The following is a 26,683-nucleotide window of genomic DNA, read 5'->3' as shown; positions in this document are numbered from 1 at the left end:
CCAGAGTCATTCGAGCGAGGCCGACTGCCTCACGCCGCCTGCTGCTGATACTGAATCCGATGCAGATGCGCGTACAAGCCGTCCTTGCGCAGCAACTCCGCATGACTGCCCTGCTCCGCGATCTTCCCCGCTTCCATCACGAGGATGCGGTCGGCGCGCTCGATCGTCGAGAGCCGGTGCGCGATGACGAGCGTCGTGCGTCCTTTCATCAGCGTCTCGAGCGCCGACTGCACGTGCCGCTCCGATTCCGAGTCCAGCGCCGAGGTCGCCTCGTCGAGAATCAGGATCGGCGCGTCCTTGTAGATCGCGCGCGCGATCGCGAGACGCTGACGCTGCCCGCCCGACAGACGCATGCCGTTGCCGCCGACGAGCGTGTTGATCCCGTCCGGCAAGGACGCGACGACATCCGCGAGATTCGCCGCCGTCAGCGCCGACATCACGCGTTCGGGGTCCGGCGTCTGCCCGTACGCGACATTCGCGGCGATCGTATCGTTGAAGAGCACGACGTCCTGGCTGACCATCGCGAGCTGGCCGCGCAGGTCGTGCAGGTTGTACTCGCTGATGGGCACGCCATCGACGAGCAACTGGCCGGCGCGCGGATCGAAGAAGCGCGGCAGTAGATTCACGAGCGTCGTCTTGCCGCTACCAGAGGGGCCCGCGAGCGCGACCATCTCGCCCGGCGCGACCTTGAACGACACGCGATCGAGCGTCGGCCGGTCGACCGAGCCATAGCTGAACGACACGTCGCGGAATTCGACTTCGCCGCGCGCGCGTTCGAGACGCCGGCCGCCGCCAGCGGGCTCGGCCGGCTCGTCGATCAGGCCGAAGATCAGCTCGGCCGCCGTCATGCCGCGCTGCAAGGGCTGATTGATGTCGATCAGATGCTTGAGCGGCGAGATCACGAGCAGCATCGACGTGACGAACGCGACGAAGCCGCCGACCGTCGTCTGATCGTTGGCCGATTGTACGACCGCGATCGTGATGACGATGGCGAGCGCGATCGATGCGAGAAACTGCGTAAGCGGCTGCGCGAGACCACCCGAGACTTGCATGCGCATCGAGTAGCCGCGCAACCGCTGGCTCATCTCCGTGAAGCGGTCGATTTCGTACGGCTCGCCGTTGTGCACCTTGACGACTTTGTAGCCGCCGACCGTCTCCTCGACGATATACGACAGATCGTTCGTCAACGACTGATGCTCGCGATTCAGGCGCCGCAGCCGGCGGTTGATCTTGCTGACGAGCCAGCCGATCGCCGGCAGGATCACCGCGACGATCAGCGTGAGCCGCCAGTTGAGGATGAACAGATAGCCGAGCAGGAACACGACCGTGAGCGAATCGCGCACGAGCGTCACGACCACGCTCTGCAGCACGCTCAGGATCTGATTGACCTCGAAGACGATCGCGTTGATGACCGTGCTCGCGGTTTCGCGCTGAAAGAAGCCCGCGCTCGTATGGATCATGCGCTGGAACATTTCGAGCCGCAGTTGCAGCAGGATCTTGTTCGTCACGTAGGAGAGAAAATAGCCCGATGCGTATTGTGCCCCGCCGCGCACCAGCGCAAGGCCGATGACCGCTGCGGGCACGAGCCATTTCGCATGATCGCTGCTCTTCGAGCCGAAACCATGGTCGAGCAGCGGCTTGAGCAACATCGGAATGCCGGCCTCGGTCGCGGCGACGATGCCCATCGTCAGCAGGCCTAGCATCACCATGCCGAGCAGCGGACGGATATACGGCCATAGCCGTTTCATGACGGCCATGGGCGAGCTGGCTTCGCCCGTGCCGATGGTCTTGCGCAATGTCTGCTTCTCGCTCAAATCTTTCCTCGGTGTTCGGTTTGCATGGAAATGCGTCGTTTCGATTCGCGGTGCGGATCGGCACACGAGAATTCGATATTCTAATCCTGTGTCGATCACGCGCTCGACGGAACGTCGCTATTACCGGGCTTGCGCCGATCCGTCCGGCGCGCCGGCGCGAGGCGGCGGCAGGCGTCGTGTCAGACGTTCGCCGCGGCCGAGCATCAGTCCGGCGAAGCACCAGAAGGCGAGCGCCGTCGTCTGCCACATGAAGTCATCGGTCGAATTCTTCGCGATCATGCCGCCGACCAGTGCGATGCCACCCGCGGCAAGCCACGGCAATTCGCGCCGCAAGCGCCAGAAGCGGACGACGAGTGCCGCGAACAGCAACACTTCGAGCACGACGCCGACGACGCCCGTCTCGAGCCACGTATTGAGGAAGAGGTTGTGGGCGTGGGTCAGCGCTTGCGGCTCGGCGGCGAGCAGGCGCGGCGGCATTTCCTTCGCGTACACCTCGCCCGGCAGCGGCTTGCCGAAACCGATGCCGGTCCACGAATGCCGCTCGCCGGCCTTGCCGTAGAAAGCCCAGAGGCGCGGGCGCGTATCGGCGGCGAGCGTATCCGCAATGCCCGGCAGAAACGACGGCACCGGAACGCGATCGCCCTCGATCGTCACGCCGTGTGCAGGGAGCGCCGTCGGATGCAGCGGGAGACGGCTGCGCGAACTGAATTCGAGCGCACCGACCACCGTCACGGCGAGAATCAGAAGCACCACGGCCGCGAGCGCCATGTGTCGTCGATAGAGCGGGTACAGCGCGATCAGCAGCGTGACGAACGCCGCAAGCCCGAAGAAACGGTTGAGCGTCGCGACGCCGATGAACACACTGAGCAGCACGCCCGTCACGCCGATCACGCGCCATTTGCCGAGCATCATGCCGGTGAAGAGCGCTATCGCGAAAAGCGCGATCGTGCTCGTGTGGCCCACGCGATTGTAGTAGTGCAGCATGAAGGTGTCGGCGGTGGGCGGCTGCAGTTGCCCCCAATAGACGACGCTGATAACCGCGACGAGCACGCAGCCGAGCCAGTGCGCGACGACGAAGCGTTCGGGCCTCGCCGTGCGGGCCCCGAGCAGCCAGAATGCATAGAACGTGACGAGCGGATACAGGACTTCGTCCAGCCACGCGTGCATGCTTTCCGACGGATACGCCGACCACGACACCGACGCGAACGTCCATGCCGCCCAGAGCCCCGCGGGCGCAAGGAGTGGCCAGTGCAGCGGAGACGGCGCCTTGCGCGTCGCGGCCAGCGTGAGCGTGCCGATCCCGATGAATCCCAGCGCGATATTCTCGAGCGCGGTCATATGCGCGAACGCCACGACGAAGAGAATGACCGGCGCGCCGATCCATAGAAACCAATCAGGCTGAAAGCGAACCGTTCTTGTCGTCATAGACCTTCGGCCAGCATTTCTTCGAGCGCCCCGCGCACCATGTCGAGCGAGATGAGGCCCATACAGGCCGCGTGATCGCCGCGCCAGGCGACGCACGTCGTTTCATTGCGGTCGCAGCGACGGACCCACGCAATCTTTCGCCGAAAGATGTCCGGCTCGTCGCGGCACGGCATGTCGACGATAGTAACCGGTCTGAAGCGCGCATCGCGCCAGAATTCGCCGGCACCGTGGATCATCGCGTTGCCAGGTCCGAAGAGCGCGATCGTCGGCACGCTCACCATGCGCCCCAAATGCGCAACGCCCGTGTCCGGGCACACCAGTGCTCGCGACCCGGCAAAGAGATGCCACAGATCGCCGAGTCCGACGCGGCCCGCGAAGCTCACATAGCGCGCTTCGGGGTCGATTGCGCGGATCAGCTCCACTTCGCCCGGTCCGCCGCTCCATACGGGCGTATAGCCGAGCGTTTCGACATGCCGGGCGAGCGCGCGCCAGCGATCGTGCGGCCAGCGTTTGACCGACGTGCTCGCGCCCGGATGCAGCACGACATACGGTTGCGCAAGCAACGCGGCGTCCGACGGCGCGAAACTCGCGGCCACCGGCGCCGGCCAGTCGCTCGGCCGATAACGCGCCGGCGCGGGCCCGTCGATCAGCGTGGCCGCGATGTCGGCCCACGCGGCCGGCTTTGACGGATAAGCATGCGACTCGTCGAGCGGCCAGTTTTTCCACGCAGGCGTGTCGTCGCCATGACCGACGATCCAGCGGCATTTCGCGGCAATCGCAAGCCACGCATGACGATTGTCCCCGACGACGATGCCGAGATCGTACGGACCGGACTTCAGCACGGCCGAGACGCTTGCGGCATCGCGAGGATCGAAGGGCAGCGCCTCTGCGCCATAGGGATGTCCCGCGTAAAGCGGCACGATCGCCTTCGGGCACGTGAGCGCCATGCGCGCCTGCGGATAGCGCACGCGCAGCTTCGCGACGAGCGGCGTGAGCAGCAACGTATCGCCGAGCAGCAGATGATGGGCGATCAGAATGCTCGACACGTCGGTCGGCTTATTGCGAAACGCCTTGAAAGCAAGCTTGGGTATCGCTCGGGCAATGATGCGTATGCGCCCGGAGAGTCGGCTCATAGAATCAAAACAGGATTGCTTGCGGGCTGCCGCACGAGGAACACCGGCGCCATTACGCGCTCCTGTTCGCAAATGGAGTCCCTCATGCCGGACGTCATCATGGGCGACGATGCGATGCGGTGCGCGAACCAAAAACCCCGGTTCTTGACGACGGATGTGATGGGAACCAAACTCGCCTCGATCGATCTTTTGCGACGCGCTCGCGTGAGGCAAACTAGCGACCTCGGTCGACCCGGACAACAAAAAGAGGCCTGAGGCCTCTCTGAATGCTCGATTCAGGCAGGGTGAATTAGACCGCATCGCGCCTTGCCGAACTAATAATTCAAGAATTATACCAACACTAACGCCACTCCAACGCTCCATGTCCCGCCCAACCCTCGGCATCGCCATCATCACCCACAACGCGGCCGCGCGGCTCGCGCAATGCCTGCAGGCCGTTTCCTTCGCCGATGAAATCGTCGTCGTCGACGGCGGCAGCAGCGATGCGACCGTGGGCATCGCCGAGGCGCATCGCGCGCGCGTGATCGTGGCGCGCGACTGGCCAGGCTTCGGCCCGCAGAAGAACCGCGCGCTCGACGCGCTCTCGACCGACTGGGTGCTGTCCATCGACGCCGACGAGATCGTGTCGCCCGAACTGGCCGCTTCGATCCGCGCCGCGATCACCGATCCGCAAGCCGACGTCTACGCGGTCGACCGCCTGTCGAGCTTCTGCGGCACATGGGTGAAGCACAGCGGCTGGTATCCCGACTGGATTCCGCGCCTGTTCCGGCGCGGCACGGCGCGCTTCTCGCCCGATCTCGTGCACGAGCGGCTCGTGCTGTCGACCGGCAAGCCCGTCGTGCGCCTTTCCGGCAAGCTGATGCACTACTCCTACGAGGATTTCGAAGCGGTATTGCGCAAGCTCGACGCCTACTCGACGGCGGGTGCGCAACAACGCCACGCGGCCGGAAAGCGCGGCAGCTTCGGCATCGCGGTGTCGCGCGGCGCGTGGGCGTTCGTGCGGACTTACGTGCTGCGCCGCGGCTTTCTGGACGGCAAAACCGGCTTCATGATCGCGCTATTCAACGCGCAGACGGTCTACTACCGGTTCCTGAAGCTGGCGCATCTCAACGAAGCGCGCTGATTGGCTCAGCGCTTCGCATCGATGTCACGCGCGAGATCGAGCAAAGCGCGCACATGCGACTCGACGCTCGCGTCATAGCGCACCGCGCCGGCTAGCGCGCGCGGGGCGTCGCGCCGCGCTTCGATCGCCTCCTGCACCGTGCGGCGCAGATCGTCGGCGTCGCCAGGTTTGAAGACGTGCTTCGCGTGATCGGCAATGGCGTCGCAACAGCCGATGCACGCCGGGAAGATCACCGGCGTCCCGGACATCACCGATTCGATGCCGACGAGTCCGAATGGCTCGTAGCTCGACGCAAGAATGGTGAAATCCGCCGCGCGATACGCATCTTCGATGTTCTTCGCGTAGCCGACATAGCGCACGTTCGCTGCCGGCTTCTCGGGCGCGCGGCCCGCGACGGCGATCACGACGTTCATCCCGGCGAGCGCCTTCTCGATCAGCGGCAAGCCCTTGCGCTCGTGGCTGCTCGACGGAAACAGCAGCACGGTTTCATCCGGTTTGAAGCCGAACTGTTCGCGCAGACGCGCACGCGCAGCGGCACCGACGGGCGAGAATCGCGCGCCGTCGACGGGCGGATAAAGCACGCGAATCTTGCGGATATCCACGCCATACAACGCGCGCAGCTCGTCGCTCATCATGTCCGAATGCGCGACGACCACGTTCGCGTGCGCGTATTGACGCCGCTCCAGTGCGATCTGCCGCGTGTCCGAGGGTTTCTCGCGCCGCCCGGTCGCGCGCAGGAAGCCGAGATGGGTGCCGCCGCAAATGGCGATCTCGGAACCTTCCACGCGATTGCAGCCGATGAGCACGTCGACCTTCGCCTTCTTGCGCGCACGCTTGAGCGCCCACGAGAAATACGCGTCGCGCAGCTTGCCCGGCAGAAACGACACCTTGATGCGATGCGGCTCGATCAATCGGCTTTCGGGCAGCGACGTGTCGATCTTGCGGGCGAAAAACGCGGGCTTGCGCTTGCCTTCGAAGCCCGCGGCGGCGAGGCCGCGCACGAGATCCATCGCGTAGCGTTCGAGTCCGCCGGAATGCTTGAGCGCATTCGCCGAAATGCCGATCCGCATCAGTAGACGATTTCGATCGCGCTGCCCGCGAATTCGCCGCGCAGCGCCGTGATGAGATCGTCGGTCGGCTTCACGCGCCACGCGTCGCCGAGGCGCACTTCGCCTTCGGCATGCTCGCTGCGATAGACGATGCTCACGTTCAGGCCGTTCGGAATCGGCGCGCTTTGACGCTGGCGGCCGTTCTCCTTCACGGGCATGGGCGGCGGCGCTTCCTGCGCGCCCGCCGCATGCGCTTGGAGCACGCGGCGCAGGCGCAAGGCATCGGCGTTGCCGTTCATCTCGACCTTGACCGACTGCGCGTAGCGGCTGCGCGCGCGTTCGAGGTCCATCGCCGTATCGACGGTGAAACGGATGCCGCCCGTGAACGCGTCGTTGCGCGCCATGCCCTGCACGACGAGCAGCTCGTCTTCCTTGAAGAGCGCCTTGTTCGCTTCGAACTGCTCGTTGAAGACGGTGACTTCGCATTGGCCGCTGCCATCGTCGAGATTCACGATCAGCATCTTGCCGCGCTGGGTCATCTGCGTGCGCATGGCGGAGATCACGCCCGCGATGAGCTTGTCGCGCCCTTCCTTTAGCTCGCCGATCTTCTGGCGCACGAAGCGGCGCACTTCACCCTTGTAGGCATCGAACAGATGGCCCGACAGATAGAAGCCGAGCGCGGTCTTTTCTTCCTGCAGACGCTTCTTGTCGGACCACTCGGCTTCGTCGACGTACTCGTGCTTCGCGAGCGGCGCGTCGCCCATGTCGAAGAGGCCGGCTTGCATTGCGTTGGCGGCGGCCTGATCGGCGGCTTCCATCGCCATCGGGACGGAGGCGAGCAACTGCGCGCGATTCGCGTGAATCGAATCGAACGCGCCCGCGCGGATCAGCGCTTCCACCGTGCGCCGATTCACGACACGACGGTCGATGCGCTCGCAGAAGTCGAACAGATCGACGAACGGGCCGTCTTCGCGCGCACGCAGAATCTCTTCGATTGCGTTCTGGCCGCTGCCTTTCACCGCACCCAGGCCGTAGCGAATGGTTTTCGAGCGCTTGCCATCGGCTTCCGCGACCGGTTCGAAGCGATACGCCGACTGGTTGATATCGGGCGGCAAAACCGCCATGCCGTTCGCCAGGCAGTCTTCGAACAGGATCTTGACCTTGTCCGTGTCGTCCATGGCGAGCGACATGTTGGCGGCCATGAATTCCGCCGGATGATGCGCCTTCAGCCACGCCGTGTGATACGCGAGCAACGCATACGCCGCCGCGTGCGACTTGTTGAAGCCGTAGCCGGCGAACTTCTCCATCAGGTCGAAGGTCTCGTCCGCCTTCTCGCGCGTGAGGCCGTTCTTCGCCGCGCCTTCCGCGAAAATCTCGCGATGCTTGGCCATTTCCTCGGGCTTTTTCTTGCCCATCGCGCGACGCAGCAAGTCCGCGCCGCCGAGCGAGTAGCCGCCGATGATCTGCGCCATCTGCATCACCTGCTCCTGATAGACCATGATGCCGTAGGTCTCTTTCAGAACAGGTTCGACGCGCGGATCCGGATATTCGACGATCTCGCGCCCGTGCTTGCGCGCGCAGAAGCTCGGGATCAGGTCCATCGGGCCCGGCCGATACAACGCAACCAGCGCGATGATGTCCTCGAAGCGGTCCGGCTGCGCGTCCTTCAGCATGCCCTGCATGCCGCGGCTTTCCAGCTGGAACACGGCGACGGTGTTCGCTTTCTTCAATATCTGGAACGAGGCCGGATCGTCGAGCGGAACCTGCGCGAGGCTCCAGTCCTTCTTCGACGGATCGAGGCGGCGAATATAGCGCTCCGCCCAGTCCAGAATCGTCAGCGTGGTGAGGCCCAAAAAGTCGAACTTCACGAGGCCGACGGCTTCGACGTCGTCCTTGTCGTACTGACTGACGACGCCGCCGTCTTCGCCTTGCGTGTAGAGCGGGCAGAAGTCCGTGAGCTTGCCCGGCGCGATCAGCACGCCGCCCGCGTGCATGCCGACGTTACGCGTCAACCCTTCAACGCGCTGCGCGAGTTCGAGCAGTTGATGCACTTCGTCTTCGGAATCGAAGCGTTCCTGAAGCGTGGGCTCTTCCTTCATCGCGTCCGCGATGGTCACGTGCTTGCCCGGCTTGAACGGAATCAGCTTCGCGACGCCGTCGGTGAACATGTAGCCGAGATCGAGCACGCGGCCGATGTCGCGCACCGCCGCCTTCGCCGCCATCGTGCCGAAGGTCGCGATCTGCGACACGGCATCCGCGCCGTACTTGCCCTTCACGTACTGAATGACGCGGTCGCGCCCTTCCTGACAGAAGTCGATGTCGAAGTCGGGCATCGACACGCGTTCCGGGTTCAGGAAGCGCTCGAACAGCAGGTTGTAGCGCAGCGGATCGAGATCGGTGATGCCGAGCGCGTACGCGACGAGCGAACCCGCGCCCGAGCCCCGCCCCGGACCGACCGGCACGCCATTGTTCTTCGCCCACATGATGAAGTCGGCGACGATCAGGAAGTAGCCCGGAAAGCCCATCTTGATGATCGTGCCGCATTCGAAATCGAGGCGCGCGTAGTACGTTTCGCGCTGCGCGCTGCGTTCGGCTTCATCGGGATAAAGCTGTTGCAGACGGACTTCGAGGCCTTCCTTCGACAACTGCACGAGGTAGTCGTCGAGCGACATGCCGTCGGGCGTCGGGAACAGCGGCAGCTTCGGCTTGCCGAGTTCGAGCGTCAGATTGCAGCGCTTCGCGATCTCGACAGTGTTCGCGAGCGCCGACGGAATGTCCGCGAAAAGCGCGCACATCTCGTCCTGCGTGCGGAAATACTGGTCCTGCGTGAAGCGCTTCTGCCGACGCGGATTCGCGAGAATATCGCCTTCGGAGATGCACACGCGCGCTTCGTGCGCGGTGAAGTCGTCGGGCGTCATGAACTGCATCGGATGCGTCGCGACGACCGGCAGCTTCAGCTTCGCCGCGAGCTTGACCGCTTCCTGCACGTAAGCCTGCTCGCCCGGCTGACCGGCGCGCTGCAGTTCGATGTAGAACGCGTTCGGAAAGAGCTTCGTCCAGCGCTCGGCGTTGCGTTGCGCGGATTGCACGTTGCCCGCCGCGAGCGCCATGCCGATATCTCCGCCCTGCGCGCCCGAAAGCGCGAGCAGTCCCGTTGCGAGCCCTTCTTCGAGCCATTCGACCATCACCTCGGCGCGGCCGCGATACTGGTTCGTGAGCCACGCGCGGCTCAACAGCTCGCACAGGTTGAGGTAGCCCTGTTTGTCGCGAACGAGTAACAGGAGGCGCGAAGGCTTGTCGCGATCGGCGGGATTGGTAATCCAGACGTCGCAACCGGCGATGGGCTTCACGCCCATGCCGCGCGCTTCCTTATAGAAGCGCACGAGACCGAATGCGTTGCCGAGATCGGTCAGCGCGAGCGCGCCTTGCCCGTCTTTTGCGGCAGCCTTGACGACGTCGTCCAGCCGCACGATGCCGTCGGCGATCGAGAATTCGGAGTGGACGCGGAGATGAACGAAGCGGGGATCTGACATGGCGGTATTGTACATGCGGGCCATCGGCTGAACCGGCGCCGAAGGGCGCGTTAGCCGAACGGATAAGGCCCGCGCCGCGCCCGGAATTGCGCGTGCGCAAGGCTTCGCGACGCGACAGCGGGAATCCGGCGAAGATGCGGGCCGTTTGCGGGATAATACGTGTTTTGCGCGCGATTTTCGCCCGCACTTTTTACCCGTTACAGCCGTTTTGCGCGTCATCCGATCATGAGCATCCTGAATCTCTCCGCCTATAAATTCGTCACCATCGAAGACAGCCCCGCGTGGCGGCCGCTCGTCACCGAACGCTGCAACGCGCTCGGTCTGAAGGGCACGATTCTGCTGGCGCCGGAGGGCATCAATCTGTTCATCGCTGGGCCGATCGCCGAGGTCCGCGAGTTCATCGACTACATCCGCACGGACGCGCTCTTCGGCGGCCGCTTCGCCGATCTGCAATTCAAGGAAAGCCTTTCCGCGAAGCAGCCGTTTCGCCGCATGCTGGTGAAGCTCAAGCGCGAAATCATCACGATGAAGAAGCCCGCGATCAAGCCGGAACTCGGCCGCGCGCCGTCCGTCGACGCGCCCACGCTCAAAGCCTGGCTCGACCGCGGCCACGACGACGAAGGCCGTCCTGTCGTGATGCTCGACACGCGCAACGCATTCGAGGTCGATGTCGGCACGTTCGACAACGCGCTCGACTACCGCATCACGAAGTTCAGCGAGTTTCCTGAAGTGATCGAGCAGAATCGGGCGGATCTGGACGGCAAGACGGTCGTGTCGTTCTGCACCGGCGGGATTCGCTGCGAGAAAGCCGCGATTCACATGAAGGAAGTGGGCATCGAGCATGTTTATCAGCTTGAAGGCGGCATTCTGAAGTATTTCGAGGAAGTCGGCGGCGCGCACTACAACGGCGAGTGCTTCGTGTTCGATTACCGCACGGCGCTCGATCCGAACCTGCAGCCGACCGCAACCGCACAATGTTTCGGCTGCCGCGCGGTGGTGTCGGTCGAAGATCAGCAGTCGCCGTTCTACAAGCCGGGCGAGGCGTGCCCGGCTTGCCATCCCGACGCGAAGGTCGGCGCCGCCGCGTAATGATTTATCGGGGACGATTTGCGCCCTCACCCACCGGCCCGCTGCATGCGGGCTCGCTCGTCAGCGCGCTCGCGAGTTTTCTCGATGCGCGCGCGCACGGCGGACGCTGGATCGTGCGCGTCGAAGATGTCGACGCACCGCGCACGGTTCCCGGCGCCGCCGATGAAATCCTCGCGACGCTCGAACACTTCGGCATGCACTCGGACGAGCCGCCCGTCTGGCAGAGCGCGCGCGGCGACGCGTATCGCGCCGCGTTCGAGCGTCTTCAGGCGACGGGTCTCATCTATCCGTGTGGTTGCACGCGCCGCGAAATCGCCGACTCGCTGGTGAACGCCCACGCGCGCCATGCGACGCTCGCCTATCCGGGAACGTGCCGCACCGGCCTGCACGGCAAGCCCGCGCGCGCGTGGCGGCTGCGCGTGCCGGACGGCGACGCGGCAGTCGTCAGGTTCGTCGATCGCTGGCAAGGCGCGCAGACGCAGGATCTCGCGACCGAAGTCGGCGATTTCGCGCTGAAACGCGCCGATGGACTGTGGGCCTATCAGCTCGCGGTCGTCGTCGACGATGCCGATGCCGGCATCACCCACGTCGTGCGCGGCGCCGACCTGCTCGATTCGACCGCGCGGCAAATCTACTTGCAGCAGTGCCTTGGCGTGCCGACGCCGGAATACCTGCATGTGCCTGTGGTCAACAACGGCATCGGCGAAAAGCTGAGCAAGCAGACGGGCGCGGCGCCGCTCGATCGCAACGCGCCGCTCGATGCGCTCGTCGAAGCGGCGCGGCATCTGGGCATCGAAGCGCCGGCCGCATCGCTGGAAACGTTCTACAGCGCCGCAACGGCGGAATGGGCGAAGCGTTTCGCGCGCTAGACGCAAAAAAGGCAGCCGCGCGGGCTGCCTCTTTCGATTCGAAGCGCGACGAAAATCACGACTTGCGCGGCATGCCCAGACCGCCGAGCAACGCCGCGAGCGGCTGCTTCGGCGCGCTCTTGCGCTCGGGCTCGACCGTTTCTTCCTGACGCTTCATCGCCGAGGGCGACGGCTCGTACGGCTTTAGGAAAAATTCGTCGATGGGCTGCTGACGGCCGCGCGGGCGATCGTGCGTGCCCGTCGTGCGGCGGCGCGGACCCGACTCGTCGCGCGGCGAATGCCGATGCTCCGTGCGCTCCGGTCGACCGAATCGCTCGTCACGACGCGGCGCCGATGCGTCGCGGCGCGCGCGAATCGTCACTTCGAGCGGCTCGACCTGGAGCGGACGCTTGATCAGCTTCTCGATGTCGGCGAGCTGCTTGCGCTCGTTCGCGCTGCACAGCGACAGCGCATCGCCCGATGCGCCCGCGCGCCCGGTCCGGCCGATGCGGTGCACGTAATCTTCCGCGTTGAACGGCAGATCGAAGTTGATGACCGCCGGCAATTCGGCGATATCGAGACCGCGCGCGGCGACGTCGGTGGCGACGAGCGCCTCGATCTCGCCGCGCTTGAACGCGTCGAGCGCCTGCATGCGTTCGCTCTGCGAGCGGTCGCCGTGAATCGCCGTCGCGACGATGCCGTCCTTCTCCAGCACGCGCGCGAGGCGGCTCGCGCCGATCTTGCTATTGCAGAAAACGATCACCTGCTTCAGTTCGCGCTCGCGGATGAGCTGCGCGACCGCGCCGGATTTGTCGCTCTCGTGCACTTCGTAGACGATCTGGCGCACATTCGCATTCGTCGAATTGCTGCGCGCGACTTCGATCGTCTGCGGATTGCGCAGATACGTGGACGCGAGCTTCTTGATTTCCGGCGAGAACGTCGCCGAGAACAGCAGCGTCTGACGTTCCTTCGGCAGCAGATTCAGGATGCGCTGGAGATCGGGCAGAAAGCCCATGTCCAGCATGCGATCGGCTTCGTCGAGCACGAGCATCTGAACCTGACCGAGATTCACCGTCTTCTGCTGAACGTGATCGAGCAGACGGCCCGGCGTCGCGATCAGGATCTCGACGCCACGGCGCAACGCGTCGGACTGCGGATTCATGTCGACGCCGCCGAACACGACCGTGCTGCGCAGCGGCGTGTGCTTCGAGTACGTCTGCACGTTGGCGGCGACCTGGTCAGCGAGCTCGCGCGTCGGCGTGAGCATCAGCGCGCGCACCGGATGACGCGCGGGCGAGGCACTCGTGTTCGCGCTCGGCAAGAGCCGCTGGATGATCGGCAGCGAGAAACTCGCGGTCTTGCCGGTGCCGGTCTGCGCGGCGCCCATGACGTCGCGGCCCGCGAGGACGACGGGAATGGCCTGCGCCTGAATCGGCGTGGGCGTCGTGTAGCCGGACTCGCGCACCGCTTTCAGGATGTCGGCGGACAAACCGAACTGGTCGAACGTCGGCGCTGCGGCCGGTGCGGTGGACGTGTTCGTGGCGACGGAATCGGACATGGTGACTATATTGGCTTTCGCTAAAATGCCGCACGATGCGGCGCGCGTAAAAAAACTCGGTCGGTTGTTTCGGTCGATCGTCGCGATCGGTTGCTTACGCGGATGGTTTCGTTGGTGCACGCGGCGCGTCGGTCAAGCGCAAGGTGCGCGCGCTGGACGGGGCGGCCGGTCAATCGAGCATCACGCCCCGCTCATTGCTCTGTTTCAATCCGCGTGCCGGCGTTCCGATGGAACACGGCTTCGATGACGCCTTCAAGGCACGCGGCATCGCGCGATCTGTCTTCCAAAGCGGCCGGGCGCTCGACGCCCATTTGCCCGCTCAAGCGGCATCGAACGGCGATGCCGGAAATTCTGGACTCGATCCGGCCGCGATTTTTACAGCCGGAAAGCCGCACATTGTAGCACCGCGCGCCGAAGCGCTCCGGCGGCGCGAGAGCGCACCCGGAGCGTACAGCAAGCGGCGCGCCTATTTCTTGCGCGCCTCGCAATCGGCGAGCAGCGGCGGCGAATCTTTCGCGGCCATCTCATCGTAGAGATTCGCCTGCGGGCCCTTGGTCCACCACGTATATTGATCGGCGACGTATTTCGCGCCCGATCCCGCGATCACGTTGACGAACAGGAGCTTACGTCCGTCGACGGTCAACGCCGCGAAGCTCTGATGGTTGCGCGTGTTCGTGTATTGAACGGACACGCTTTTGCCGTCCTTGCAGTCGTAGCGCGTGGTCTGCGTCGACGCGGTCTGGATCTGCGGCACGGTGAGCGGCATGGCGAGCGCCGCCTGGGCGCCGAGCAACGCGAGCATGATCGCAATCGGTTTTTTCATCGTTCGATTCACTTGTGTCTGGTGCGCGAGGCAGCGCTCAAGGGTCGATGACTTCCGCGCATGCGTCGGTCGGCGCGGCAGCGACATGCCCGACCACCGGCACGATTTTCAGTCCCGCCGACGCGATCCGGCACGGCGCCGCCGCAAGTCCGCAGCCCGAAAGCGCCACGCAGACCACGACGAGCGCGGACATCGGTTTCCATTTCACTTGCTCGCTCCCGCCGGCGCGCGCGCCGGTCATCTGGCCGAAACCGGCCTCACCTTCGACGCTGCGAGTTTCGCGCGTTCGCGCGCTTCGCCGGTGTCGGCGCCCGTTGCGAGCGCGACGCCCATGCGGCGCTTCACGAAACTTTCCGGCTTGCCGAAAAGCCGCAGATCCGCGCCCGGCACGGCGAGCGCTTCGGCGACGCCCTCGAACGCGATGCCCGCTTCGTCCAGCCCGCCGTAGATCACCGCCGACGCGCCGGGCGCGCGCAAAGCGGTATCGACGGGCAAGCCGAGGATCGCGCGCGCGTGCAGTTCGAACTCGGAGAAACGTTGCGTCGCGAGCGTGACGAGGCCGGTGTCGTGCGGACGCGGGCTCACTTCCGAGAACCAGACGTCGTCGCCGCGCACAAAGAGTTCGACGCCGAAGAGTCCGCGCCCGCCGAGCGCGGTCACGACCTTCGCGGCGACATCGCGCGATTTGGCGAGCGCGGCCGGGCTCATCGCCTGCGGCTGCCACGACTCGACGTAATCGCCCGCGACCTGAACGTGACCGATCGGATCGCAGAAGTAAGTTTGCGTCTCGCCGCTCGCGGGGTCCGCCGCGCGCACGGTGAGCTGCGTGATCTCGTATTCGAAGTCGATGAAGCCCTCGACGATCACGCGCCCATGATTCACGCGCCCGCCCGCCATCGCGTAGTTCCACGCGGGTTCGACGTCGGCGTCGCTTTTGAGCACCGACTGGCCTTTCCCCGACGACGACATCACCGGCTTCACGACGCACGGAAAGCCGATCTTCGCGATCGCCGCCTTCATCTCGTCGAGCGATTGCGCGAACGCGTACGGCGAAGTCGGCAAGCCCAGTTCTTCGGCCGCGAGCCGCCGGATACCTTCGCGATTCATCGTGAGCTGCGTGGCGCGCGCCGTCGGGATGACGGTTGCGAGCCCGGCCGATTCGATATCGGCGAGCGCTTCGGTCGCGATCGCCTCGATCTCCGGCACGATCAGATGCGGCTGCTCCTTCTCGACGAGCGCGCGCAGCGCGGCGGCGTCGGCCATGTCGATCACGTGCGCGCGATGCGCGACCTGATGCCCCGGCGCGTTCGCGTACCGGTCCACCGCGATCACTTCGACGCCCAGCCGCTGCAATGCGATGATCACTTCCTTGCCGAGTTCGCCCGCGCCGAGCAGCATCACGCGCGTGGCATTGGGAGAAAGCGGCGTGCCGAGGCGCGTGGCGCCGGTGCGGCGTGGATCGGTCTGCATGAGTGCTCCAGAATCGGGTGGTGAGGTCAACGAGGCGCAAAGCGGCTGAATTGGGCGCGATGTTAACACGCAGCACCAGCGGCGACACTTTGCCGTTCGGCCTATTGACAGGCGAATGCGCGTCGGAATTCCCGGCGCGTTTTCGATCGATGGCAAGCTCCCGAAAGCGCAGCCAGGCATTTTGTTGCATCGCGGCGCTGGACAAATCACAGGACGCGTGCGATACCCTTACGCTTTCGCCAGCTTCAGGATCATCGATGCCCACGCACTCCCCTCGCGCGTCCGCGCTTACCTCGCCGCGCTCATCGTCAAATCCGCTGTGGCGCCGCAAGAAGGCGCTCGCGCTGGTCTCCCGCACGTGCGCGCTCGTGGTCGCGGCGAGCGTCGTCGCCGGCTGCGCGATGCCGAAGCACACCGATGCAAGCGCCCCGCCCACCGATCCCTATAATCCTGCCGCCACGCAACTGCTCGACGATACGCAATGGGCGCTCACGAGCTGGACCGATGCCAGCGGCCAGCCGCGCGCCATCCCGCACGCGGGCGAGAACAACGCGCAGCCGCTCACGCTCGATTTCTCTACCGCGAACGGACGCCGTCAGGCGAGCGGCTTCTCGGGCTGCAACCGCTTTGCGGGCGCCTACGAGCTGAAGAACGGCAAGCTCACGTTCGGTCCGCTCGCCGGCACGCGCATGGCGTGCGTGTCCGGCGCGGGCGCGGCGCTCGAGCGGCCGTATCTCGACGCGCTCGCACACGTCGCGAAGAGCGGCGTGCAGATGAATCCGCCGCAAGCGCTGCAACTGACGCTCGACGACGGTCAGGTGCTCACCTTCGCGCCACGTGGGAAATGATGTGTTGCGTACTCGCGGCAGGAACGTCGTGCGCGTGCGCCAGCCGTTAAACTGCTCGATCGAACAGCCCGGCCGACCGGCGATATCGCTGCGGCCGGGCAGCAGTCTCATTTGTTTCACCCAACATTGATTCAATCTCAAGCATGCACATGGTAGTTCTCGGCTGGTTCGGTGCATCGGTCGTCTGGTTCCTTCCGCTCTTCTGGCGCATCGTCAAACAGGCGCTGCCCGGCGGCGCAGGCGTGCGCGGCCCCGGCACGATCCGCCTCTGGATCGGGTTTGTCGCCGTGCTGATTGCGAGCAGCACGCTCGAAGGCGCGCTCGCAAACTCGCTCGAAACGCAGGCGAACATCAATCGCATCGGACTCGCGCTCGCCGCGGCGCTGAGCGGCCCGGCGCATCTGGCCGGCGCGGGCGCGATCGCGGCGCTCGTGCTCGCCATCTTTCTGCCCTGGCTGATCGAATTCAGCTGGCGCTCGGTGCTCGCATGGGCCGACGAAGCGTTCGGCTTCGGCCTGCCGCAAAGCTGGCTCACGCCCCGCGAACGCGAAAGCGAGTCGCGGCAACAGTCGACGGCCCGTGACAAGGCGCGCGACAAAACGCGTGACAGGACGGCGAGCTGGTTCGAACGGCGCGCCCGCGCGAAGACCGCACGCGATTCGCAGGAACGCGCCCATCGCGCCGAGCGTTTCGATTCGCCGACGCCGCGCACCTTGCCCGACGAGCCGACGCTCGGTCTGCCGACCGGTCATCGCAGCACACGTTATCAGCGGCCGACAGCGTGGCGCCCGCCCGCGACCGGCAAGAGCGGCGCGAGCCGCACGGTGGCGGCCGCGGCGAGCGCCGTCGCCACGGCCGAGGCGTACGCGAAACGCCCCGCCTTCGAGGCCGCAGGCGTCGCTCCTCCCGTGACGCAGACCGAGCCGATGGCGCCTTCGGGCTGGTTGAATTCGTCGCCATCGGCGGCGAATCGCGAGGCCCGCGCGCCGTTTGCGCCGCGTCAGGCGTCGGCGTTCGAGCCTTCCGGATCGGGCTTGCGCGCATCCGTCGCCGTCGACAAGCCGCGCGTCCAGACGCCGCCTCCTGCGCCGCGCGTGGATCGCCCGCGCAGTCCGGCGACATCGATGCCCGCGCAGCGATCGACGGGCGTGGCGAGCATGTCGACATCCGTCGCCACGAATCCCGGCGCGTCACGCCGGCCGCCTGTGACGCAAGCCCCGCAGGGCTTCAGGCGTCCCCCGGCGCGTCCGGCCGCAGCCGCCGCAGCCGCCGCAGCCGTTTCGACGCGCGAGTTCGCGCCCTCGCCGCTCGCCGCGCCCGCGTTCTCGCGTCCTGCCGCGCCGCTCGGACCGCCGACGCCGCCGCCCGCGCCTGAAGCCATCCAGGCGGCGCTGCGCTCGATCGAAGAGAAGACCGCGATGTGGACGTCACTCGCGGGCGCGAGTCTCGCGCGCGGGCATGTGGCAATGGCGCGCGCCGCGCAGCCCGAAGTCCAGCCGGCCGCCGACGTACCGGAGCTGGCGGCGCCCGTGAAAAGCATCGTCGAAACGGCGCCGGAAGTGACGCCGCTCGTGGACGTGCAGGAAATCGATGAGCGCATCGATCCGCCGTCGATCGACGCGCACGTCATCGCGCCCGCGCTCGTCGAACCGCCGCCGCTTTTCGACATGCGTCTGCCCGAGCCGTCGATTCCCGAATTCGCGGCCTCCGAGCCCGACACGCCGCCCGCGATCGAGGCCGTCGAAGAGGAAGCGGAAGAAACTGCGATGCCGGAGCCGGCGCGCATCGATTTGCCGTCCGAACCGCCGCTGCCTCGCCCGGACGCAACGACGGCAGAACCCGCGCCTGTGGTCCGGGAGCGAGAACCCGAGCCCGAGCCCGAGCCGGACCTGCGCGATCTTGCGCAAACGCCGCCTTGGCTGGACGCGCCCGAGCCCGCCGACGAGCAAGGCGAGCCCCCTCCCCCATCGCTGCTTCGAGTGGTCGATGAGCCGGACGAAATGCCCGCCGAAGATGAACAACCGGTCGCCGAACAGCAGGCATCGGGCGACGAGTTCGCGACGCCGTCGAACATCGTGCGCTTTCCGGTGATCGCCGCCGCGCCGGTCGCGCCGCTGCCAGCGGTCGCCGCGCCCGCCGCTGCGCCCGTCGTGAATCAGCCGAGCCCGGCGCCCGAACCGCGCCCGCCGGTACGCGGTTCCGCGCCGACGGAATTCGAATTCCACGCGCCGCACGCATCGGCGGTGGAATTGCCGACGCTCGATCTGCTCGAACCCGCATCCGATGAAGTCGAGCCAGTCTCCGAGGAGCGTCTGAACGAAACCGGCCTGCTCATCGAGCAGCGCCTTCAAGAATTCAAGGTGCCGGTCACGGTCGTCGGCGCGTCGGCGGGTCCGGTCATCACGCGCTTCGAGGTCGAACCCGCGCTCGGCGTGCGCGGCAGCCAGATCGTCGGCTTGATGAAGGATTTGTCGCGCGGCCTCGGCCTTACGTCGATTCGCGTCGTCGAGACGATTCCCGGCAAGACCTGCATGGGCCTCGAACTGCCTAATCCGAAACGCCAGATGATCCGCCTTTCGGAGATCCTCGAAGACGACGTGTACCGCAACTCGAAGTCGAATCTGACGATCGCGATGGGCAAGGACATCATCGGCAATCCGGTCGTGACGGATCTCGCGAAGGCGCCGCACATGCTGGTCGCGGGCACGACGGGCTCGGGCAAGTCGGTCGCGATCAACGCGATGATCCTCTCGCTGCTCTACAAGGCGAAGCCCGAAGACGTGCGCCTCATCATGATCGACCCGAAGATGCTGGAGCTTTCCGTCTACGAAGGCATTCCGCATCTGCTCGCGCCCGTCGTCACCGACATGAAGCTCGCGTCGAACGCGCTCAACTGGTGCGTCGGCGAAATGGAAAAGCGTTACCGGCTGATGTCGGCGGTCGGCGTGCGCAATTTGCAGGGCTTCAACCAGAAAATCCGCAACACCGAAGCCGCCGGCAAGAAGCTCACGAACCCGTTCTCGCTCACGCCCGATGCGCCCGAGCCGCTCTCGACGCTGCCGCTCATCGTCGTGGTCATCGACGAACTCGCCGATCTGATGATGGTCGCGGGCAAGCAGATCGAGCAACTGATCGCGCGTCTCGCGCAAAAGGCGCGCGCGGCCGGCATCCATCTGATTCTCGCGACGCAGCGGCCATCGGTGGACGTCATCACCGGCCTCATCAAGGCGAATATTCCGACGCGCGTGGCGTTTCAGGTGTCATCCAAGATCGATTCGCGCACGATTCTCGACCAGATGGGCGCGGAATCGCTGCTCGGCGCGGGCGACATGCTGTTCCTGCCGCCCGGCACCGGCTATCCGCAGCGCGTGCACGGCGCGTTCGTCGCGGACGAGGAAGTGCATCGCGTGGTCGAACATCTGAAGCAGTTCGGCGAACCGGAGTACGAGGAAGGCATTCTGTCCGGACCGACGCCCGAAGGCGGCGGCACGCAGGATCTTTTCGGCGATTCGTCCGATGCCGAAGCCGATCCGCTCTACGACGAAGCTGTCGCATTCGTCGTGCGTACGCGGCGCGCGTCGATTTCGTCGGTGCAGCGGCAATTGCGCATCGGCTATAACCGCGCGGCGCGGCTCGTCGAGCAGATGGAAGCAGCAGGCCTCGTCTCGTCGATGGGCAGCAACGGCAACCGCGAAGTGCTCGCGCCGCCCGGCCCCGCCGAATAAGCCGCGCGCCTGAAGCGTTACCAGAGCCGCAAGCGGCGCAACAGAAAGATCGTGATGGCGGCGCAGCACGCCATCACGCCGACCACGATCCAGAACGACGCCGGATCTTTCGTGCCGGGCAAACCGGCCACGTTCATGCCGAAAATGCCGGTCACGAGCGTCGCGGGCAAGAGCAAGGCGGACATGATCGCGAGCCACAGCAGCTTGCGGTTGATGTCCTCCGAAAGCGCCGCGGCGATCTCGTCCTGCAACAGCTTCGCGCGTTCGTACAGCCCTTCCAGACCGCCGCCCAGGCCGTTCAGCACCTGGATCGCCTGCACGAGCGCTTCCATCGAACGCGGCTCGGCCCATTCGAGCTTGCGCAAGACGAGCTGCGTGAGCGCATTGCGCTCGGGATCGATGAAGCGCCGCACTTCCACGAGCCGCCGACGCACGTCGCCGAGCACGGAGCGGCACCTGGCGTGGCCGCCTTCGAGCACGCTTTCCTCGACATCGTCGAGACAGTCGCCGATTTCGTCGATGCGATCCGCGAAAGTGTCGTTCAGCGCGCGGATCAGGCCCGCGAAAAGATCGACGGTATCGCGGAACATCGCGCCTTCGAGCACGGCGTGACGCAGCCGGTCGGTCGATTGCAGCGGCCGCGCGCGCACCGTGATCATGCGATGCCGGTCGACGTAAAAGCGCAGCGCACCGGTCGCGCGGTTGGCCTCGCGGGCATCGGGCGCGGTGGCGTCCGGCGTCTTCGCGACGAGCTCCAGGTCCGCGACGACGCCATACATGAAGTTCGATCCGATATGCACGCGCGGACGCTTGTCCTCGCCGTTCAGGAATTCGCGCGCGACGTCCGGCATCGACGTGACGCCTTCGAGCCAGCCTTCGACGGCGTCGTCGTTCGCGGACAGATGCAGCCACGTCGGGCCATCTCCGGCGACGGCTGCGCGCGCTTCGTCCCACGTCAGCCGCAACGCCTCGCCGCCCGCGAAGCTGAATGCGCTGATGAATCCCGGCGGCGCCGGTTCGTTGCGCTTCGCCGGGCGCTCGCGGGCGTCGAATGTATGAGTCGTGTTCAAGTTGCTTTCCCTGCTATTGCCTTTCGATTTCCTCAGTACACCTTTCAGTCGATGCGAAAGACAGGCGTATCAAAAAGGCATCGTACTAGAACTCGTAGCGGCCCCAGAAGAAGGCGACGTTCCCGTCGTTGAGACCGGGAATGTGCGGGATGATCGTCGCCATCACCGACGTGCTCCGGTAGCGGATCGAGCCGATCGGCAGCGCGAGCGGCAACGGCAGGTAATGCGCGATGTCGCTGCGCGCCGTGAAGCCGACGAAGAATCCGCCGCCCGCCTGCAATCCGCCGAGCACCGGCTTCGTATACCACTGGCGCGCGTAGCCGCCGATCGGCTCGAAATTGTGATGCGAATCGGAAAAGGCGAATGCGAACAGGATGTCTTCGTTACCGTTCGCGTCGGTCCAGTGCTTGCCCGCGCCGCCGCCCCACGACCACGGATTCAGTTCGCTGCGATTGTCGAAGCCGTTGATGTGCCAGCCGTAGCCCGTCACGTAAAGATCCCAGGTGCCTTCATGCGCGACGCGCATCACGCGCTGGCACGCCGACGACATCCAGTCGCGCTTGTAATCGCATTCCTTGTCGTCCGCGTGGGCCGCGCACGACACGCACAGCATCGAAATCGTGACCGCCTTGACCAGTGTTGTTTTCATCGTCCGCGCCCGGTCGTTTCAATCGCCGCGATCGACGCGTCACGAAGGCGATACGAACTTGAAATCGACCGGCGAGCCGATCGACAGCCGCTTCGGGTCCGACGCAAGCTCGCCCGTCTGCGGATCGCGGCGGAAGAAATACGCGCTGTCGCTCTCCTGATTGCCGACGATGAGCCAGCGTCCGGTCGGATCGATTGCGAATTCGCGCGGCGTCTTGCCGAGCGTCGGATAGCGCTTGACGAGCTTCAGATGGCCGTTCGCCGGATCGATCGAGAACTGCACGAGTTCGTTGGCGTCGCCGCGATTGGTCGCGTACAGGAAGCGCCCGTCAGGCGACAGATGAATCGCGCCGCCGCCGATCTTCCCTCTGAAACCCGGCGCGATCAGCGAGGCAGTCTGGATTTGCGTGAGCTTGCCGTCGCGGTAATCGAACGCGAGCACCGATGCGTTCAGCTCGGTCGTCAGATAAGCGTGCTTGCCGCTTGCGTCGAAGATCAGATGGCGCGGCCCCGAGCCCGCCTTGATCGGTGTGTAGCGCGATTCGGTCGGACCCAGCAGACCGCGGCTCGATGCGGACGGATCGGCCGTGTACCGATAGGCGAACACCTTGTCGACGCCGAGATCCTGCGCGAAGAGATACTTGCCGTCGGGCGAGAACACGGTCGAGTGGACATGCGAATTGTCCTGCCGTCCTTTCACCGGGCCGGCGCCTTCGTGATGCACCGTCAGCACCGAATTGCCGACGTGGCCATCGGAAGCCAGCGGAAACACCGCGAAGCTGCCGCCCGGATTGGACGCGACCGAATAGTTGGCTGTCAGCAGATATTTGCCGTCGGGCGATATCGCGAGATAGCACGGATCGTTGCCGTCGGATGACACGCGATTGAGAAAGCTCAACTGGCCGCTCGCGCGATCGAAGCGAAAGGCGCTGACGCCGCCGCGTTGCGTTGCCGGGCCGTTGTCGCCGGGCAATTCGTTCACTGCGTACACGTAATGGCGGTCGCGGCTCACGACGAGATACGACGGATTCACCGTCTGCGCCGACGCGATGCGGGACAGCTCGCCGCTGCCCGTGTCGAAACGATAGACATAGATGCCTTCGCTCTTGCCACCGCCCGTATAGGTGCCGATGAGCAGATCGTAGACGTCGCCGCTGGCCGGTTTCGACGCGGCGACGTCGCTCGCGGTGCCCGGTGCGGCGGGCGTCGCGCCCGTTTGCGCGAAGGCCTGCGCCGCTGCAAACGAGAGCATCAGCGCGACGCCTTTCGCCCACGCGACGCGCCTGGCGCGCTTCGGGCGCGCGTCTTGCAAGACGTGCATCAGCGGATTCGCGCCGCAAGGTTGGCTCGGGTGCATGAAACCTCCTCTTCGTCTCTTTGATGCTTGTTATCGGGAGCGGCGCGCGAAACCGCCGACATCGCAAGGCCCAAGGACGTGCGGGAGCAAGTTCCGCTCCAAACGATGAAAACGACGATACACCTTTGCACGACCAGCCAACCGACACGATTCGAACCAACAACAGGAGTTGCCGCGATGACCATCCACCTAAGCCTCGCCCCGCTCGTCTCGCTGATCGCCGGGATCCTCATTCTCATCATGCCGCGGCTGCTGAACTTCATCGTCGCGATCTATCTGATCGTGATCGGGCTGATCGGCCTGTTCGGCATGGGATCGGCTCATTTCTGACGGGCGCGCGACTGTCGTTGTGACGCCGATTCCCGTCGGCGGTTCCGCGGACGCGCACGAACGCGCGAACGCACGCGTACGGAATGTCCGTGCGCGTGCGCAAAGTGTCACGAAAGAAGGACGCGCGGACCTGCCGCGCGGATCGGCCGTGTCAGCCGTTGGCGAGCTGATCGAGACGCAGGCGTCCCTGCAGCGACAGCGCACCGACCGACACGCCGGTCACGCCGAACGTATAGCGGTTGAAACAGCCGCGCTCCGTAAGGAACGCGGCGGCGGCGTCCATCGCGTTGCGCGACAGTCCGAGGTTCTTGTGATCGAGCGCGAGGAGCATGTCGGCGTCCGATACGCGGCTCGCGGCGGAAAGAATGGCGATGCAGTCAGCTTTCGACGGATAGAGCATGGGATTCTGTTCCTCGAAAACGCTACGTTGAAAACCGGAAGAGACGTTGCGCGAAGCGACTGCATGACCCGCGCGCAAGACGACCGGGAACATGCTGAAAGACAAATGAAAGGCGCAGAAAGTTTCCGCGCCCTGCTCGAAAAGGCCGCGGCGCGGATGCCTTTCACGAAGCTTCATTCTAAACATCAGTCGAATGCAGAAGCAACGGTGCGTTCGGCGCTTCGCTAGTCATTTTCCGCCAACCGTGCGACACGTCCCGATGACGCCCGGCCCGGTTTCCTGCTCGCCGTGAACGATTGCGGCAGAATGCGGCCAGAAAGCATGCATGACGTCCGTCGCCCCGACCGCCGACGACGCCGCGTTTCGCTCGGGCGCTCGTCTCCCGAATCGTTTGCTCAACCCGTGGCGCGTTTCGATTCGGCCCGCGCCGCCTGCAGGAAGATGTTCGCTTATGCCCGCACTGATCGAAGACTATGCAATGGTCGGCGACGGCCACACCGCCGCCCTCATTTCCCGCGACGGCTCCGTCGACTGGCTCTGTTGGCCGCGCTTCGATTCGGGCGCGTGCTTCGCCGCGCTGCTCGGCACGCCCGAGCACGGCCGATGGCTCCTCGCGCCCGACATGCCCGACGGCGAGTCGCCGGTCGTCAGCCGCCGCTATCGAGATGACACGCTGGTCCTCGAAACCGATTTCGAGACACCGCAAGGCGCGGTGACGATCGTCGATTTCATGCCGCTTCGCAACGGCCATTCGGAGCTGGTGCGTATCGTGATCGGACGCCGCGGCACGGTACGGATGAAGATGGAACTCGTGCTGCGCTTCGATTACGGCTCCGCGGTGCCGTGGGTCAGCCGCCTGCCCGACGACAGTGGCATCCGCGCGATCGCCGGGCCGGATCTCGCGGTGCTGCGCACGCCCGTCGATCTCGTCGGCGAGAACATGCACACGACCGCCTGCTTCGATGTGAGCGCGGGCGAGCGCGTGCCGTTCTCGCTGTGCTATTCGCAGTCGCATCTGCGCTTGCCGCACGCATCCGATCCGAATACGCAACTCGCGCGCACCGAAAATCACTGGCGCGAGTGGTCCGGGCAAAGCGAGCTCAACGGCCGCTGGGCGAGCGCGATCCGCCGCTCGCTCATCACGCTGAAGGCGCTCGCGTACGAGCCGACGGGCGGCATCGTCGCCGCGCCGACGACATCGCTGCCGGAACAGCTCGGCGGCACGCGCAACTGGGACTACCGATACTGCTGGCTGCGCGATGCGACCATCACCCTCCTCGCGATGATGCGCGGCGGCTACTACGACGAAGCCCGCGCATGGCGCGCGTGGCTGGGCCGCGTGATGGCGGGCTCGCCCGCGCAGATTCAGATCATGTACGGCATCGCGGGCGAGCGCCGCCTGCCCGAATGGGAGATCCCGTGGCTGCCGGGATACGAAGGCGCGGCGCCGGTGCGGATCGGCAACGGCGCGGTCGACCAGTTGCAGCTCGACGTCTACGGGGAAGTGATGAACGCGCTCCATCTCGCGCGCGTCGGCGGGCTGCAGAGCGATGAAACCGCGTGGTCGATCCAGTGCGCCATGCTGCAACACCTCGACACGATCTGGGAAGAACCCGACGAAGGCATCTGGGAAGTGCGTGGCGGCAAGCAACACTTCACGTTCTCGAAGGTGATGGCGTGGGTCGCGTACGACCGGGCGATCAAGTCGGCGGAAAGCTTCGACCTGCCCGGCCCGATCGATCACTGGCGGGAGATGCGTGCGCGCATCCGCGCCGAGGTGCTGAAGAAGAGCTGGAATCCGAAGCTCAACTCCTTTACGCAGGCTTATGGCAGCGACGCACTCGATGCCAGCCTGCTGCTCATTCCGTTGCTCGGATTTTTGCCGCCAAAAGATCCGCGAGTGACCGGAACCGTACATGCGATCGAGACCGATTTGACGCACGATGGGCTCGTCAAGCGCTACCACACCGCGGAAGTCGCGGACGGGCTGCCGCCCGGGGAAGGCACGTTTCTGGCTTGTAGCTTCTGGCTGGTCGACAATCTGGCGCTGCAGGGCCGGATCGACGAAGCGCATCAAATGTTCGAGCGCCTCGTCGGTCTCGCGAACGATGTCGGGTTGTTGGCCGAGGAGTACGACACGGTGGCGAAGCGCATGGTCGGGAATTTCCCGCAAGCCTTTACCCACGTGGCTCTCGTGCACACCGGGATGAACCTGATGCGTCACGAGGAAGAAATGGCGAAGGCGACCGGTCAGCCGTCCGGCTCGGAACATCACGCCGAATCGGAAGCGCAGGCCGAAATCGACGCTGCGGCCGGAAAGTCATAAATCTCTGTTTTATTGGCGAAATCAGTGTTTTGACGGTAATATTTGTGCAATGCACAAAAAGTATGATTGCAGGATGTGTTGTTTCCAGGCGAGCAATTTCAACCGATCGGTTGA

The 26,683-nt window shown here is 65.3% G+C and carries 22 protein-coding genes; 9 read left to right on the top strand and 13 right to left on the bottom strand.

Annotation, left to right across the window (positions count from 1 at the left end):
* Positions 1 to 29: 29 nt before the first annotated feature.
* The 3 genes from msbA to NCR93_RS04685 form a co-directional block, all read right to left on the bottom strand.
* Positions 30 to 1,757 (bottom strand): lipid A export permease/ATP-binding protein MsbA, encoded by a 1,728-nt coding sequence (gene msbA, locus NCR93_RS04695; protein ID WP_372492573.1) that lies wholly within the window; start codon positions 1,755 to 1,757, stop codon positions 30 to 32.
* Between the two features lie 177 nt (positions 1,758 to 1,934).
* Entirely contained in the window at positions 1,935 to 3,239 is a 1,305-nt protein-coding gene (locus NCR93_RS04690) for an O-antigen ligase family protein (RefSeq protein WP_175981885.1), read from the bottom strand.
* Complete coding sequence (locus tag NCR93_RS04685; RefSeq protein ID WP_175981883.1) at positions 3,236 to 4,372, bottom strand: glycosyltransferase family 9 protein; 1,137 nt, start codon at positions 4,370 to 4,372, stop codon at positions 3,236 to 3,238. Before NCR93_RS04685 ends, NCR93_RS04690 begins: the two co-directional genes overlap by 4 nt.
* 84 nt (positions 4,373 to 4,456) lie before the next feature.
* Here NCR93_RS04685 and NCR93_RS04680 point away from each other — a divergent pair, with 84 nt between their 5' ends.
* On the top strand, positions 4,457 to 4,627 hold the full coding sequence (locus NCR93_RS04680; protein WP_175981880.1) for a hypothetical protein: 171 nt from the start codon (positions 4,457 to 4,459) through the stop codon (positions 4,625 to 4,627).
* Between the two features lie 106 nt (positions 4,628 to 4,733).
* Complete coding sequence (locus tag NCR93_RS04675; RefSeq protein WP_175981878.1) at positions 4,734 to 5,495, top strand: glycosyltransferase family 2 protein; 762 nt, start codon at positions 4,734 to 4,736, stop codon at positions 5,493 to 5,495.
* A 5-nt stretch (positions 5,496 to 5,500) separates the two neighbouring features.
* On the opposite strand, the gene NCR93_RS04670 is transcribed toward NCR93_RS04675, so the two are convergent.
* Both NCR93_RS04670 and dnaE read right to left on the bottom strand, forming a co-directional pair.
* A complete protein-coding gene (locus NCR93_RS04670; RefSeq protein ID WP_034471235.1) occupies positions 5,501 to 6,565 on the bottom strand; it encodes a glycosyltransferase family 4 protein in 1,065 nt (354 codons plus the stop codon).
* The gene (gene dnaE / locus NCR93_RS04665) at positions 6,565 to 10,092 is read right to left on the bottom strand and encodes a DNA polymerase III subunit alpha (protein ID WP_175981876.1); all 3,528 of its coding nucleotides are present in this window, start codon (positions 10,090 to 10,092) and stop codon (positions 6,565 to 6,567) included. Before dnaE ends, NCR93_RS04670 begins: the two co-directional genes overlap by 1 nt.
* A 210-nt stretch (positions 10,093 to 10,302) precedes the next feature.
* Between dnaE and NCR93_RS04660 the strand changes: the two genes are divergently transcribed.
* Positions 10,303 to 11,166 (top strand): sulfurtransferase, encoded by an 864-nt coding sequence (locus NCR93_RS04660; RefSeq protein WP_175981874.1) that lies wholly within the window; start codon positions 10,303 to 10,305, stop codon positions 11,164 to 11,166.
* Positions 11,166 to 12,035 (top strand): tRNA glutamyl-Q(34) synthetase GluQRS, encoded by an 870-nt coding sequence (gene gluQRS, locus NCR93_RS04655; protein WP_008350646.1) that lies wholly within the window; start codon positions 11,166 to 11,168, stop codon positions 12,033 to 12,035. Before NCR93_RS04660 ends, gluQRS begins: the two co-directional genes overlap by 1 nt.
* A gap of 55 nt (positions 12,036 to 12,090) precedes the next feature.
* Here the strand turns inward: gluQRS and NCR93_RS04650 are convergent, their stop codons facing one another.
* The 4 genes from NCR93_RS04650 to purT form a co-directional block, all read right to left on the bottom strand.
* Positions 12,091 to 13,572 (bottom strand): DEAD/DEAH box helicase, encoded by a 1,482-nt coding sequence (locus tag NCR93_RS04650; RefSeq protein ID WP_034471240.1) that lies wholly within the window; start codon positions 13,570 to 13,572, stop codon positions 12,091 to 12,093.
* Between the two features lie 466 nt (positions 13,573 to 14,038).
* Positions 14,039 to 14,395: an MliC family protein gene (locus NCR93_RS04645; protein WP_008350649.1), complete on the bottom strand. Its 357-nt coding sequence runs from the start codon at positions 14,393 to 14,395 to the stop codon at positions 14,039 to 14,041.
* A gap of 37 nt (positions 14,396 to 14,432) precedes the next feature.
* Positions 14,433 to 14,588: a DUF6726 family protein gene (locus NCR93_RS04640; protein WP_308196654.1), complete on the bottom strand. Its 156-nt coding sequence runs from the start codon at positions 14,586 to 14,588 to the stop codon at positions 14,433 to 14,435.
* Positions 14,589 to 14,632: 44 nt separating this feature from the next.
* A complete protein-coding gene (purT, locus tag NCR93_RS04635; RefSeq protein ID WP_175981872.1) occupies positions 14,633 to 15,865 on the bottom strand; it encodes a formate-dependent phosphoribosylglycinamide formyltransferase in 1,233 nt (410 codons plus the stop codon).
* A gap of 257 nt (positions 15,866 to 16,122) precedes the next feature.
* Between purT and NCR93_RS04630 the strand changes: the two genes are divergently transcribed.
* Both NCR93_RS04630 and NCR93_RS04625 read left to right on the top strand, forming a co-directional pair.
* The gene (locus NCR93_RS04630) at positions 16,123 to 16,713 is read left to right on the top strand and encodes an META domain-containing protein (protein WP_250532178.1); all 591 of its coding nucleotides are present in this window, start codon (positions 16,123 to 16,125) and stop codon (positions 16,711 to 16,713) included.
* 143 nt (positions 16,714 to 16,856) lie between these two features.
* Complete coding sequence (locus NCR93_RS04625; RefSeq protein ID WP_175981868.1) at positions 16,857 to 20,438, top strand: DNA translocase FtsK; 3,582 nt, start codon at positions 16,857 to 16,859, stop codon at positions 20,436 to 20,438.
* Positions 20,439 to 20,455: 17 nt separating this feature from the next.
* On the opposite strand, the gene NCR93_RS04620 is transcribed toward NCR93_RS04625, so the two are convergent.
* The 3 genes from NCR93_RS04620 to NCR93_RS04610 all read right to left on the bottom strand — a co-directional run bounded on the left by NCR93_RS04620 (position 20,456) and on the right by NCR93_RS04610 (position 23,513).
* Positions 20,456 to 21,508, bottom strand: coding sequence for a transporter (locus NCR93_RS04620; protein ID WP_008350659.1), 1,053 nt, complete (start codon positions 21,506 to 21,508; stop codon positions 20,456 to 20,458).
* Between the two features lie 85 nt (positions 21,509 to 21,593).
* Entirely contained in the window at positions 21,594 to 22,157 is a 564-nt protein-coding gene (locus NCR93_RS04615) for a phospholipid:lipid A palmitoyltransferase (protein ID WP_008350661.1), read from the bottom strand.
* A gap of 39 nt (positions 22,158 to 22,196) precedes the next feature.
* A complete protein-coding gene (locus tag NCR93_RS04610; protein ID WP_175981866.1) occupies positions 22,197 to 23,513 on the bottom strand; it encodes a lactonase family protein in 1,317 nt (438 codons plus the stop codon).
* 177 nt (positions 23,514 to 23,690) lie between these two features.
* On the opposite strand from NCR93_RS04610, the gene NCR93_RS04605 reads away from it, so the two are divergent.
* Positions 23,691 to 23,843 (top strand): DUF3096 domain-containing protein, encoded by a 153-nt coding sequence (locus tag NCR93_RS04605; RefSeq protein WP_008350665.1) that lies wholly within the window; start codon positions 23,691 to 23,693, stop codon positions 23,841 to 23,843.
* Between the two features lie 151 nt (positions 23,844 to 23,994).
* Here the strand turns inward: NCR93_RS04605 and NCR93_RS04600 are convergent, their stop codons facing one another.
* Positions 23,995 to 24,243 (bottom strand): hypothetical protein, encoded by a 249-nt coding sequence (locus NCR93_RS04600; protein ID WP_033536686.1) that lies wholly within the window; start codon positions 24,241 to 24,243, stop codon positions 23,995 to 23,997.
* Positions 24,244 to 24,306: 63 nt separating this feature from the next.
* Between NCR93_RS04600 and NCR93_RS04595 the strand changes: the two genes are divergently transcribed.
* Both NCR93_RS04595 and NCR93_RS04590 read left to right on the top strand, forming a co-directional pair.
* Positions 24,307 to 24,471 carry a hypothetical protein gene (locus NCR93_RS04595; RefSeq protein ID WP_250532177.1) on the top strand — a complete coding sequence of 55 codons (165 nt, stop codon included), beginning with the start codon at positions 24,307 to 24,309 and terminating at the stop codon, positions 24,469 to 24,471.
* A 223-nt stretch (positions 24,472 to 24,694) separates the two neighbouring features.
* Positions 24,695 to 26,569 carry a glycoside hydrolase family 15 protein gene (locus tag NCR93_RS04590; protein WP_175981864.1) on the top strand — a complete coding sequence of 625 codons (1,875 nt, stop codon included), beginning with the start codon at positions 24,695 to 24,697 and terminating at the stop codon, positions 26,567 to 26,569.
* Positions 26,570 to 26,683: the final 114 nt, after the last annotated feature.

The sequence above is a fragment of the Caballeronia sp. ATUFL_F1_KS39 genome, from assembly GCF_023630985.1.
In the GTDB taxonomy this organism is placed as follows: domain Bacteria; phylum Pseudomonadota; class Gammaproteobacteria; order Burkholderiales; family Burkholderiaceae; genus Caballeronia; species Caballeronia zhejiangensis.
Note: the sequence above shows the minus strand (reverse complement) of the source record. Positions and strands in the feature narration are given on the sequence as shown.